General features: G+C 31.4%; 14 protein-coding genes. 1 reads left to right on the top strand and 13 read right to left on the bottom strand.

The window, feature by feature from the left end; translation table 11 throughout:
* Positions 1 to 190: 190 nt before the first annotated feature.
* From K8089_RS15540 to K8089_RS15485, 12 genes are all read right to left on the bottom strand, one after another.
* On the bottom strand, positions 191 to 508 hold the full coding sequence (locus K8089_RS15540; protein WP_237604218.1) for a type II toxin-antitoxin system RelE/ParE family toxin: 318 nt from the start codon (positions 506 to 508) through the stop codon (positions 191 to 193).
* Complete coding sequence (locus tag K8089_RS15535; protein ID WP_237604217.1) at positions 508 to 741, bottom strand: hypothetical protein; 234 nt, start codon at positions 739 to 741, stop codon at positions 508 to 510. The genes K8089_RS15540 and K8089_RS15535 overlap by 1 nt, the downstream gene beginning before the upstream one ends.
* Before the next feature lie 285 nt (positions 742 to 1,026).
* Positions 1,027 to 1,653 (bottom strand): hypothetical protein, encoded by a 627-nt coding sequence (locus K8089_RS15530; protein ID WP_237604216.1) that lies wholly within the window; start codon positions 1,651 to 1,653, stop codon positions 1,027 to 1,029.
* A gap of 48 nt (positions 1,654 to 1,701) precedes the next feature.
* Positions 1,702 to 2,556 (bottom strand): DUF4435 domain-containing protein, encoded by an 855-nt coding sequence (locus K8089_RS15525; protein WP_237604215.1) that lies wholly within the window; start codon positions 2,554 to 2,556, stop codon positions 1,702 to 1,704.
* A 1-nt stretch (position 2,557) separates the two neighbouring features.
* Positions 2,558 to 3,934: an AAA family ATPase gene (locus K8089_RS15520; protein WP_237604214.1), complete on the bottom strand. Its 1,377-nt coding sequence runs from the start codon at positions 3,932 to 3,934 to the stop codon at positions 2,558 to 2,560.
* A 275-nt stretch (positions 3,935 to 4,209) separates the two neighbouring features.
* Positions 4,210 to 4,620: a carboxypeptidase-like regulatory domain-containing protein gene (locus K8089_RS15515; RefSeq protein WP_237604213.1), complete on the bottom strand. Its 411-nt coding sequence runs from the start codon at positions 4,618 to 4,620 to the stop codon at positions 4,210 to 4,212.
* Positions 4,621 to 4,764: 144 nt separating this feature from the next.
* Positions 4,765 to 5,517, bottom strand: coding sequence for a DJ-1/PfpI family protein (locus K8089_RS15510; RefSeq protein ID WP_237604212.1), 753 nt, complete (start codon positions 5,515 to 5,517; stop codon positions 4,765 to 4,767).
* 96 nt (positions 5,518 to 5,613) lie between these two features.
* Positions 5,614 to 6,186 (bottom strand): Crp/Fnr family transcriptional regulator, encoded by a 573-nt coding sequence (locus K8089_RS15505; RefSeq protein WP_219360349.1) that lies wholly within the window; start codon positions 6,184 to 6,186, stop codon positions 5,614 to 5,616.
* 176 nt (positions 6,187 to 6,362) lie between these two features.
* On the bottom strand, positions 6,363 to 6,992 hold the full coding sequence (locus tag K8089_RS15500; RefSeq protein ID WP_237604211.1) for a hypothetical protein: 630 nt from the start codon (positions 6,990 to 6,992) through the stop codon (positions 6,363 to 6,365).
* 1,353 nt (positions 6,993 to 8,345) lie between these two features.
* The gene (locus tag K8089_RS15495; RefSeq protein ID WP_237604210.1) at positions 8,346 to 8,678 is read right to left on the bottom strand and encodes a hypothetical protein; all 333 of its coding nucleotides are present in this window, start codon (positions 8,676 to 8,678) and stop codon (positions 8,346 to 8,348) included.
* Positions 8,679 to 8,699: 21 nt separating this feature from the next.
* Complete coding sequence (locus K8089_RS15490) at positions 8,700 to 9,155, bottom strand: hypothetical protein (RefSeq protein WP_237604209.1); 456 nt, start codon at positions 9,153 to 9,155, stop codon at positions 8,700 to 8,702.
* Between the two features lie 232 nt (positions 9,156 to 9,387).
* Entirely contained in the window at positions 9,388 to 9,891 is a 504-nt protein-coding gene (locus K8089_RS15485; protein WP_237604208.1) for a hypothetical protein, read from the bottom strand.
* A gap of 1,080 nt (positions 9,892 to 10,971) precedes the next feature.
* On the opposite strand from K8089_RS15485, the gene K8089_RS15480 reads away from it, so the two are divergent.
* Positions 10,972 to 11,130: a hypothetical protein gene (locus K8089_RS15480; RefSeq protein WP_237604207.1), complete on the top strand. Its 159-nt coding sequence runs from the start codon at positions 10,972 to 10,974 to the stop codon at positions 11,128 to 11,130.
* On the opposite strand, the gene K8089_RS16560 is transcribed toward K8089_RS15480, so the two are convergent.
* Positions 11,127 to 11,261, bottom strand: coding sequence for a hypothetical protein (locus K8089_RS16560; protein ID WP_262913947.1), 135 nt, complete (start codon positions 11,259 to 11,261; stop codon positions 11,127 to 11,129). The genes K8089_RS15480 and K8089_RS16560 overlap by 4 nt on opposite strands.
* Between the last annotated feature and the right edge of the window lie 110 nt (positions 11,262 to 11,371).

The following is an 11,371-nucleotide window of genomic DNA, read 5'->3' as shown; positions in this document are numbered from 1 at the left end:
TGAGCGGCAGCTTCGGCAGTGCCAACATTTTGCGTCAGCGAAAGTGGGAAGCGCAGCGTGCGAATCAGCCGTGGGCAGTGGCGCCGCCACTACGTGATTATCCGCGTGACTAATTTACAATTAATTGTAGGAAATACAATTCACTTAACCATCAACCCGCTGTATTATATGCGGTGTTGGCAACTGGCTTTTATTTTGTTCGTTTTAGTTTTGGTGGATTCTGTCGAGTATCAAAAACGTCAGCAATTTTTATAAATCCGTTTTCAGTATCAACAGAATAAATCAGTTTGTAGTTTTTGTAAACTAAATATCTATAATGAATTTCTCTTTGCTTGAGTAATTCCTCTTCTTGTCCAATTTGAGGTGTTTTTATCAACTTTTTTGGTTCGTTGATAATTCCTTTCAGAAGTTTTTTGGCAATTCTGGGACTTGCTTTCTTTTCGTAATATTGATAGATTTCGTCAAGTTGAGTTTCAGCAAATTCAGACCAAATAATTTTCAAAACCATTATTCGTATTTGGCTAAAAGTTCAGAACTGTTTTTAAATCGATTGTTTCGGAAATCAGATTCTGACTGGTCAATTCGTTTATTCAATTCATCTTCGGTCATAGGCTCAAATAGTTGCTCGTCAGAAACATTTTTTTCTTTTCTCAATATTTTTTCAAGACGGGAAACTGCTTCTTCACTTTGAAGTTTTAAAAATTCCTGCACAAATTCTATTTTCCGAGCTTCTAAATTCATTTTATTTAGCTTTTTATCAAAGATACAAAATTATCAATTCAGTTGTTATTTTTCTCGAATTAACGAATTTTCATAGCTTGTTGCCAACGGATTTGTATATGGCTCGTAGCGTGTAAATTAGCGATAACTATTCGGTTAAGCACGAGCCGAATTTTTAAATTTTACTATTTATCTTTTTTATTGGAAATCGTCAAATTTAAAAATTTGGCGACTTTCCAAATATGCCTTAACTATAAATTAAGCAACTGCCCAGCTATGAGCTATATACGTTGTTGCCACACGTTTTTATTCCGCTGTCAGTTCAATAATTTTATGCGTCAATTTAATTAAATATTCGGTAGTTAAATCTTCATTATATTTAAATTCTTTGTCAAGATTTTTCGGCATTCCAACTCCGTGCATAACACTTGGAATAGTTATTCTTATTTTTTCGTCAATCAAATTCTCGTTCTTGAAATAAAATTCCGATTGCTTTTCGGCGTCGTCATAGTTTTTGAAATATGGGCTTGGCTCTTTAATTTTAATCAAAATAATTTTGTCAGAGTCAAAATAAATATCAGCCGTCAATTTGTTTCCGGTTTCTTTAAACTTTATGTCCGCAACTAATTTGTTTTGATATTTATCAGCCTTTATTTGTGCGCTATCAACGACAAATCTTTTCGTCAGTAACTTTTTTCCTAAATCACTTTCAATTTGGTAAGTTTTGATTTCAATTCGGCGTGTCATTCTATTATCAGATTGAGCAAATCCGCTGAATGCTATAAAAGTTATTAGTATGAAAATCAGTTTTTTAATCAACTCTCGGTTTTTTTTCAAATGTGTGGCAACGTTTTTGTATATGAGCTGTGGCGTGTCTCGGCACGAACCTCTCCAAATAAAAACTGGCTTTGGAAAATCCGCAGGATTTTCCAAGTGAGGACAGACCAAGCCATAGCTTATATACGGTGTTAGCTGCTGTGCTTACTCTATTTTACTTGATATGGTTTTTAACTCCGTAATATCACATAATTTAGCTAATCTTAATCGTAATGTTCCTCTTCTTATATTTATAGAGTTCGTTGTCTTAAATTTATGAAATCTGAATTCTAGTAAAGGCATAATATAGTCTTTACCTGAAACTATTTTAAGTAACGTATCCATATTGTAAGGCCATTTTTCTCTTAAAGCATATATCCTATCATTATATTCTTCTTCCGATATTGATTTGAGAATATCCTTTTTTATATCAGCAATTCTTAAGTTGCACTTGTCTTCATTTAAAACTGGAATCTTTTTTATTTGTTCACAAAGTTTTCCTACGCCAAGTGAAATTGTCGGTAATGTTGGACAAACTTCTTTAGAGATAGAATAATGAAGAAATAAATCGATTAAATCTTTTGATATACCTTTTAACCAATTTTCAAAACTTAATTGTTTTTCAATTTTATCTCTATCAATCACAAGATAGTCGTGTATAATTTCGATTATACTTTCTTTGTGAATTAAGTAATTTTCGATACAATATTTATCTAAAACAAAGAGATGTTTTAGGCTCTTTTCATTTGTGTCAGTTATTAATTCTAAATCTCCATCTACAATATAAACTCTTAAAACATCCCTTTTAGATTGGTCAGAACTGCAAGCAGCTAAAACATTAGATTTACAACCTAAAGAAATTAGTTTATTTATTTTATGACCTGTTTTTTCAAAAACTCTATTAACTAGGGTTAGATAAAATTCATCGTCATAAGAATCTTCAATAAATACATCGACATTATTTTTATAGCGAAAAAACAAGCCAACATTGGGTAGTATGAAATCTTTAAATTTTAGCATATTACTCTAGGTTTGTCATTGATTGCGACAAGTCTTGGCAATATTGTTGGTTTTCAATTTTTCCAATTATAGTTGGCGAATGTGTCGCCATTATGAATTGGGTTTTAGGACTGGCTTCTAAAAGTGAATTGACAAATAATTCTTGCCAGCCCAAATGTAGACTTAATTCAGGCTCGTCTATAATGAATATTTGACGTTTTTCGCCAAATATTAATTGTGCCAGCATTACTATAATCTGTTTTTCTCCTGATGAAAGTTTGTATATTCCAGTACTTTTTTTGTTTGGTAATTTAATTTCAATTTCTCCATTCTTTTTAATGGATAGTTTTTTATTATTCTCTCCAAAATATAAGTTGGCAAGTGATTCAAATTTTATGAACTCCTTATAACTTGCTTCAATTTCTATTTGTGCGTTTTCGTAGAGAGAAATTATATTATCAATACGTTCAAGTTGTGGGTTGTTTATGAACCATTGTCCTAAAACCTTTAGAAATTTTGGACTTGGTTCTTTTCCTTTTTTCTCTTGTTCTTTTTGAAGAGCAACTTGAATTTTAGTTAATTCATTGAAATAGTCAATTATCTTGGACTCCAAATCTGGTATTTCAAAATTCTTTGATGCTTCAATAATTCTATCTTTCCGAGATTCAATGTCTACATCAGTTTTGGTATTTAATCCAAAATTTTCATTACCCTGAATTATATCAAATGAAGAATAAATAATCTTATTTTTTAAAGCGGCACTTATTGATGCCTGTTTTTGTGAATATTCTATAAAGTTTGTTTGAATTAGACTCTCGATTTCTATAAGGCTTTCGAAGAGGTTCCCTTTAATGTCTGTCGTAAAATCTCTTTTTTGCATAAAAGAATCAATACTTAATAAGTCAATTTCTCCTCCTTCATAAATTCTCCTATCAAGTCCTAAAAATACAGGTGTACTTATTTCTTTGATTTTTTTAACTGCATCCAATTCTACAAAATGAGATTCATACCGAGTAAAACGACTCATAATCTGTCGATATTCCATTCTGCCATAATCACTCATTTGGATATTTGGCAATTCTTGAACTCTCACAGTACTCATTACGGTTTTTTTCTTACTAGAAGGGTATGCAATGCTCAATTTGATTTTTTCCTTGTCGTTAAAATCAGATTTTATTCTTATAAATTCTCCATCAATTTCACAGTCAACTTGTGCGTAGTCGTATTTAATTTGGGTCAAATTCATCCAACTTGGACTTAATAGACCTAATATTAATTTTATTGCAGTAGTCTTACCAGAACCATTAATTCCAATAAGAAACGTCAATGTTTCGTTGAAGTCAATATCGAATTTTAAATATCCGTTTACTTCTCTAGCTTCAAATCTTATAATTTTCATTTATTATTTATTAGTTCTGTTTATTTGGCATTGCAGCTAACGGGTTTGCATATGATACGGCGGGTTTTGGGCGGCAAGCGTCGGCAGTGCCAACAAAACTGCGTCAGCATTTGTGGGAAGCGCCAGCGTGCGAATCAGCCGTGGGCAGTGGCGCCGCCGTTACGTATTTATCCGCTGTAACAAATTTTCTATAAAGTTAGGGAATTTAATGATAGCCAAATGTGACCGCTGTATTATATGCGGTGTTACCCACAGATGTTCTCTGCTTTTTTAAATTAATCACTATTGTAAATCTTATACAATTCAGAGTTTAATTCCGCTTTGATTTTGTCATAATTCCGCCAAGCTTTTTTAGTTTTTCTCTTTCCTTTTCCGATTTGCATTTCAATTGTTTTGTCAGTCGGTTCAATTTCACGAAAGATTTGGTCAAAACAAAATGGTAACTCGATAAAGACTTTTTTATCTTTTGGAATTATTAGACAAAAATTACCGTCCAAATCGGTTTGCGTCCCAATATTCGTTCCCTTAATCATAATATTTTGTCCGGGAAAAGGTTGTCCGTCATCATCGGTTAAATTTCCAGTCAACCGTCTAAATTCCGTTTTCATTTTCAATTCTGCTTTTTCAGTTTGCGAAAAAGTCAGATTAGAAATCAGGATTATTAATATTAGAACGGTTTTTCTCATTTGTGGGTAACGTGTTTGTGTATGATTTCGTTGCGTGTTTTAGCACTAAAGTTAGCAAATAAATCACAGATAGAAAGTCCGCGAGGACTTTCGTAAGTAAGCTATAACTAGCAATGAATTATACACGGTGTTACCCACAGTACTTTACTCGTTCCAATTTTGAAGTCGGTCAAGATATAAATAACTTTCTACAAATTTTCTATGTTCAGAACTGGTCATTTTTTCCAATAATTTCAATGCAGAAATATAACTCGCTAAATTTCCATTGGATGAACTGAATTTACCGTCTTCGACAAATGTTACTAAATTCTCGTCTTGCACTTTTAAATTCGGATAATCTTTTTGTAATTGTTCGCCACCACCAATCCACGTAACAATTTTAAATCCGTCTGCAATTCCAGATTTCCCGATTAATTGAGCTCCAGCGCAATTACTCACTACATATTCAGTTTCCTTATTCTTCTCTTTTATGAAATTTACAATTTTTTCGTTGTGAACTTGTGCGTACATATCATAAGCACTTGGAACAAATAAAGCTGTTAATTTTGGACAATTCTCAAAAGTGTAATCTGGAACAAAATGCATTCCTTCTTCCGTTGTTATTGGGCTTTTAGTTTCGGCTATAGATACAACATTGAAAAGCTGTTTGCCATCTTCAGTCGGTTTTGCAAAAACATCAGATGTTGCGATGATTTCGCTTTGTAGAACTCCGTTATACATCAAAAGTCCGATTGTTGGTAGTTCAGGATTAAATGGTTTTATATGCTTTGTTAAAGTATCAGTTTTTACTTCTGTTTGATTAATTATAACCTTTTCGTCATTAGCATTTTTTTTGTCTGTTTTGCAACTAATATTTATAATTGTTAAAATTAGTAAAGTAAATATGCTCTTTTTCATAAAGTAAGTTTTGATTATGATTTGTGTTCTTTTTATTGGAATAATAATATTCGAGACAAAACTAACTTTATTTATTTTCTATAAAATTGAACTAGTTCAAGAAAATCTCTTTCTTCTTATCTTACTTACATATTCGGGTGAAAGTCCTAGATAAGTTGCTACTAAATATTGAGGAACATTATTTACAAAATCAGGAAAGGCTTCACTAAACTTTAGATAAATTTCTTCTTTTGAATAAGTAAAAATATATTTCATTCGCATAATGGATGCTCCATATGCAATTTGATAAATATTTCTAAAATAAGTCTCCATTTTCGGGAATTGTAATAGTAGTTTTGCTTGATTTTCAAAACTTATTTTAAGAACTGTAGTCGGTTCTATTGCTTGTATATAAAATTCTGAACTTCTATTATTTTGAAAAGCCAAATAATCTGTAAGCCACCAATTTTTTATAGCAAATTGCAATGTTTGTTCAGCGCCTTTATCATTAACAAGATACATATGTAAGCATCCGGTAAAGACAAAAAAATGTTCTAAATTATTACTGCCTGCACTATATATAGTTTCTTTTTTTTTGATAGACTTTATTTGAAAAAATGAACTAATTTCATCAAAATCTTCTTTGCTTACATTAATGTATTGATTTATATGGTTGTATAATTGTTGCATTTTTCGTATTGTGGGTAACGTCTCGGCTATGAAACGTAAGGGGCTTTGTTTCCTTACCTTTCGGGCGATTTCGTTGTTTGATTTACTCGCTGTCTTTTGGGCGCAGCGTTTCTCCCTTATGTTTTATAGCCTCTGTTGTGCAATCGGCTTTCTCCAATGTTGGTTATTTTTTCCATTTAAAATGGTTCTGGATTTTTGGGGAACGTTTTGTTATGTTTGGTTTTTAAAAAGTTAAATGCTTTTTGTAGCCTCCCTTCTAAATCTGGCTCAGCATTACAATCGAATCCAAGTCCAAAGGCAGTTCTGTACTCTGTAAATTTTTCTGTGTGATTAACCCATTGTATATTTTTAGACTCACTATAAAATTCTAAATTACATTTATCTGTACCGTTTATTTTTTTAATTACGACAGCTTTCAATGATCCTATTGGTATATCTATAGTGGCGTCGTACTCTCGTTTTGTAAGTTCAAAACGACCATCATTTTCTTTTTCTATTTCGTGAAAGGACAGCAATAATTCTCCGCCTAAAAATGAAAATTTAGTGAACCTTCTTTTCGTAGTGGTCTCTTTAATACCTGCGATCCCTCCCACTTTAGTAATATCATAAGCATGATATTGTCTCAGTTTTGAAAGTATCCACTCCTTTGTTTCTTGTATGGTTGGGTCATTTTCTTTTATATTATTTTCGGTTTTCGGCTCCTTTTGCGCAAGTGGTTCTGTTTGAATAGGTATTGCCTCTCTTGTACCTTCTTTACAGCTTAAAAAGGCCGTAATAATGAAAATGGTTGTGATAAAACTCTTCATATCTTTAATAATTTATATATAATTGATGAATTTAGTAAATAAAATTTTAATTGTTCATAGTTTTACCTCGGTTAAGTTAAAATTATAAAAGGTAAAAATTATGAAAAAAGTTATTTTTATTAAAGACGAAGATACTTATCACAATATCACGGAAGTAAGTAGTATTCAGTTTGACAGTGGGAAATGCTATGTCGATTTAAGGAATGGTACAAACATAATAATCACATCGGAAATAAGAATGTCAAAGATTAAGGAATTGATGGACGTTATTTAAGGTACTATAGCCTTTATTTTCGCCAGTTTCTTAGTCTTTGAAAGTATACTAGATATTTCTGTGAAATTCTTACCTTTTAATAGGTTAAGTATCTGTTGGGGCTTATTTTCTTCTGTTGTACTCATTTTATTTTTACTAGATTTGATATAAAAATTTAATTTATGGATAAACCACTTCTAATAAGGCAACACTCATCCGACGGCGATATGTTGATAAACCCAAAAATGGTATGTGCACTGCGGGTAAGCGACGATATGTTCAACTACGAAGTCCTCTTGTCTGATGGTAACTGGTACAGGACATTCTTGGACAAAACGTCCCTTAAAAGCTACTTCGATACCGAATAAGCTTGAATTTGTTCTTTGCCCTTTCCAAGGACAGTTCAAGCATTCTTTCCACACTTTGTAAGGTCATACCTTCAAACAAGTTCTCTATTGTTGATAGTTTTTTATCATATTCTGTTATTGTACTCATTTTCTTTTTAGCTGTTGCACAACGTATTTGCATATGATTAGTGGCCCGATTAAGCACGGAATTTAGCAAATAAATACCGAATAGAAAATCCGATAGGATTTTCGGAAGCAGGCTCGAACCAGCCATTAATTATATGCTGTGTTGCCCAATGTTTTTCTGCGTTCTGTTCCGCTTCTATTCCGCACTGCTTTTCCATCTTTCACTGTCCATCGCAAACTAAAACCGGCTTTCGCTGATTTTATCTTTCCGATGCCAAAAATGTCGCAGATCCAGTTTTTTCCGTTCCGTATTTTTGTCCGCGCAATTTTTTCCAATTCCGCTTAAAACACAATCTTTTTAAAAAAAATCCGAAAGCTTTTCGGATGGTTTTTCTTTCAAAATATTCTTTAACCAAATATTGGGCAACGTGCGTGTATATGACAAGTAGCGTGCAGAAAAGAGCTAATTTTTCGGTTGAGCTACAAGCCAATTTTTTGTTTTAAGTTTTTATCTTTAAATTTCTAAAGCGCCAAAATAAAAAATTGGCGACTTTCCAAATATACCAAAATTTTCGACATAGAAAAGTTGTAGCTATTTGTTATATACGGTGTTGGCAAACGTTTTTATTAATTTGGCAACGGTGCAGGAATCCCAAAACCAAACTCTCCTAGAATTATCCATCCTGGTACAGTAAAAAATAAAAAAGCAAGAGCTAAAAGGCAAAATATTGGAAAAAAAGAGGCCATAAAATAATAGAATCCGAGTCTTTTCGAAAATCCGAATCCGGTTAAAAATAAGGATAAAATTATCGTTCCAATTAGGAATACAATCATTGTATCTATGTCAAATACATTAAAAGCCAAAACCATACTAATCACAAATAGTATCGAATTTCCTATTGGTGAAGAAATATTTGCAATACTTTTTACCATTTTTAAGCGTGTTTTTTTAATATTCATTATGCGTTTTTAAATCGCATTTTATTTTTTATTTACAGGTTTATATTTTTCATTTGTTCTATTTAAAATTGACATTCTATCTTTTGAATTTAAGATATTAAAAAGCCAAAGTCCAAAATCCACGTCTTCGTCTTCTTCTGTATATGTAAGAGTTGAAATAGGTTCTAAATCATTAATATATTTTAACTTATATAAATCTCCATTACCAGCTTTAATAGTTAAAATTGATTTTTTTTCTTTCTTATTAAATTCAATACTAAAATTTGAATCAATTTTGTAAACATTTTTATCTATAAAAATCGAAAGTTTATCATTAGAATTTTTAAATAAACCTACAATTCGATTCGCACGTTCTGCGTAAGTTCCTATTGTTTTAGTTGTTGATTTCAATTCATTAGAATGTTCATTGATTTTGAAATTTTCCAAATCCAATTCAATTCCTTTTCTGAATTTATCAAAGTTTCTTAAAATATTCATTTTTAATTTAGTTCAGCTAATTAATTGTTAGTTTGGATAATTTTTTATAGATAAGACAAAATTTATATTAATATTTAGGTTTTTTTAAATGTTTGCCAACGTGTTGTGTATGGTTAGTTGCGTGATTTAGCAACTAATTTAGTAAATAAAACACAGATAGAATATTCCGCAGGAATATTCGTAAGCAGGCTAGACCTAGCAATTAAATATACACGGTGTTAGCACCAGTTTATTATTTATCAAATTTCTCAATTAAGTCTTTTTCCCATTCACATATTGGAGTTGTCACATTTTCTTCTTTGAATGCAAATATGTTTAGTTTAAAATTCTGATTATCGTAATTATCTTCTCCCCAACAACCTGTCCATTCAATTTCGAAGCAGTGTTCTTTTATTTTTTTAAAAAGTATTCTACTTTTATTAATAGGTTCTCCATCATATATACTTAGCATAGTTGTTAGAGCTTCTCCTTCAAAACCTTCATCTATAAATATTTCTTTTTTATCAAGATCATCTATTGAAGATACTTTAATAGGAAAATTTGAGAGCATAACTTCTATTGCATCATCAAAATACATCTCTTTTGGTTTATCAAAAACCTTTAATTTTTGAAAATAAAGTTTTAAAATTGATAGTGATTCAGTTAATTTTAATAATTCAATTTTGCCTGAGATAGCTGGAAAATACTTTAATTCACCATAATCATGTCGTTTAATTATTAATTCTTGCTTCACCATTTTTAGTTAATTTGACTTGCTAGAAAAAACATCCACATAAAAGAAAAAACAGTACCAAAAGCAAAGAATAAAATTCGAATGCTTTGCCCGAAAAAAGGTGTTTTAAAATAATAATTTAAAATAGCTTCGAAAGCCCAACCACAAGTGTAAAAGATATTTGCTCCGAAAAGCCAGAATATTATGATTCCGAAATCTGCATAAGATGAAATTCCATTTGGTACATCACCTCTAAGAAAAACTACTAATAGTCCTCCAATAAGCGTTATTATATTATAAAATAACCTTTTTCTTTCCCACCATTTAATGGCAGTATTAAAATCATTGCGTGCTTTTTCTTTTTCGATAATATTGGTTTTTAATTGGTGCTAACGGTTTGGCTATGAATAGTGCGTCGCACGTATTCTTTTGCCGTTCGGTCGTGATATTAATTTCGTGATTAGCATTTGGTTCGGTGTAACCACTTCACCGAGCATTATTTATAGCCTTTGTTGGCAAATCGTTTTTTTTGTGAACAACTTTTAATACTTTTATTTAGAACGTTTCCAAATAAGGTATATATTTGACATTGTTATAACACGGCGTTAAACGTATTATAAAGTTCTATGAAATCTCGGAAATGAAATGTAGCTTTGCAATTCGTGCATTATTGCACCAAAATAAAAACCAAATATTTATGAAGTAAAACTTAGGTCTTTTTTCCCGACCATAAATGGGGAAATAATCAATACTCAGCTATGAGTACAATTAAAGAGAGACGTCCCTGGTATCGCGTCTATAAAAAAGAGATAAGACTTGGCCTAGAAACCATTATAAGTCTTATCAAATTACTTTTGTTGTAATTATACCAACTCTTATCAAGGTGGTAAGTTTTAATTTGTTTAACCAGAGGAGTAATTTGTCGAGAGTTACTCCTCTAATTTTAACAACTGTTGTTATTGTTGTATGGTACAAATGTAACGTACTGTATCTTACTGTACAACTAATAATATGTTAAAAATCGCAATATCTGCGAAAAACCATTTTCCAAAATTTCAAAGAACTTTTATTATCTTTGTAATCTTACAATTAAACCTTTGTACTATGACAGAAGAACAAGCAGATACTATTATTGATATTTTAAGTAGTATAGACTCTAGACTTTCTTCAATTGAGTCAAACACACCTTCTACTTCTTATGATTTGAGCGACGTCTGCTCAAAACTTGACGATGTAGTTACCGCTATAAACCATATGGGTTAGTTTATCACCGAAGATTGTTCCGCTCGCTTTTTAAGAACATTCAGTAACTCATAAATCTCTCCAAAATTCCACCCTTTTAATTGGGTGATAATGTCAGTTGCCTTTTTCTCAATTTTTGTACTTGTTTCCATTTTTTAAATGTTTGCCAACGGTTCTGCATATGATTAGTGGCCCGATTAAGCACGGAATTTAGCAAATAAAATCCAAATAGAAAATCCGATAGGATTTTCGGAAGCAGGCT

Origin of the sequence: Aequorivita vitellina (assembly GCF_022008365.1) — a bacterium.
GTDB lineage: Bacteria > Bacteroidota > Bacteroidia > Flavobacteriales > Flavobacteriaceae > Aequorivita > Aequorivita vitellina.
This window is presented reverse-complemented; position numbering and strand designations above follow the sequence as displayed.

Coding starts and splice junctions, on each gene's coding strand:
- K8089_RS15540 (WP_237604218.1), bottom strand. CDS start 508: ATGGTTTTGAAAATTATTTGGTCTGAATTTGCTGAAACTCAACTTGAC.
- K8089_RS15535 (WP_237604217.1), bottom strand. CDS start 741: ATGAATTTAGAAGCTCGGAAAATAGAATTTGTGCAGGAATTTTTAAAA.
- K8089_RS15525 (WP_237604215.1), bottom strand. CDS start 2,556: ATGCTAAAATTTAAAGATTTCATACTACCCAATGTTGGCTTGTTTTTT.
- K8089_RS15520 (WP_237604214.1), bottom strand. CDS start 3,934: ATGAAAATTATAAGATTTGAAGCTAGAGAAGTAAACGGATATTTAAAA.
- K8089_RS15515 (WP_237604213.1), bottom strand. CDS start 4,620: ATGAGAAAAACCGTTCTAATATTAATAATCCTGATTTCTAATCTGACT.
- K8089_RS15510 (WP_237604212.1), bottom strand. CDS start 5,517: ATGAAAAAGAGCATATTTACTTTACTAATTTTAACAATTATAAATATT.
- K8089_RS15505 (WP_219360349.1), bottom strand. CDS start 6,186: ATGCAACAATTATACAACCATATAAATCAATACATTAATGTAAGCAAA.
- K8089_RS15500 (WP_237604211.1), bottom strand. CDS start 6,992: ATGAAGAGTTTTATCACAACCATTTTCATTATTACGGCCTTTTTAAGC.
- K8089_RS15495 (WP_237604210.1), bottom strand. CDS start 8,678: ATGAATATTAAAAAAACACGCTTAAAAATGGTAAAAAGTATTGCAAAT.
- K8089_RS15490 (WP_237604209.1), bottom strand. CDS start 9,155: ATGAATATTTTAAGAAACTTTGATAAATTCAGAAAAGGAATTGAATTG.
- K8089_RS15485 (WP_237604208.1), bottom strand. CDS start 9,891: ATGGTGAAGCAAGAATTAATAATTAAACGACATGATTATGGTGAATTA.
- K8089_RS15480 (WP_237604207.1), top strand. CDS start 10,972: ATGACAGAAGAACAAGCAGATACTATTATTGATATTTTAAGTAGTATA.
- K8089_RS16560 (WP_262913947.1), bottom strand. CDS start 11,261: ATGGAAACAAGTACAAAAATTGAGAAAAAGGCAACTGACATTATCACC.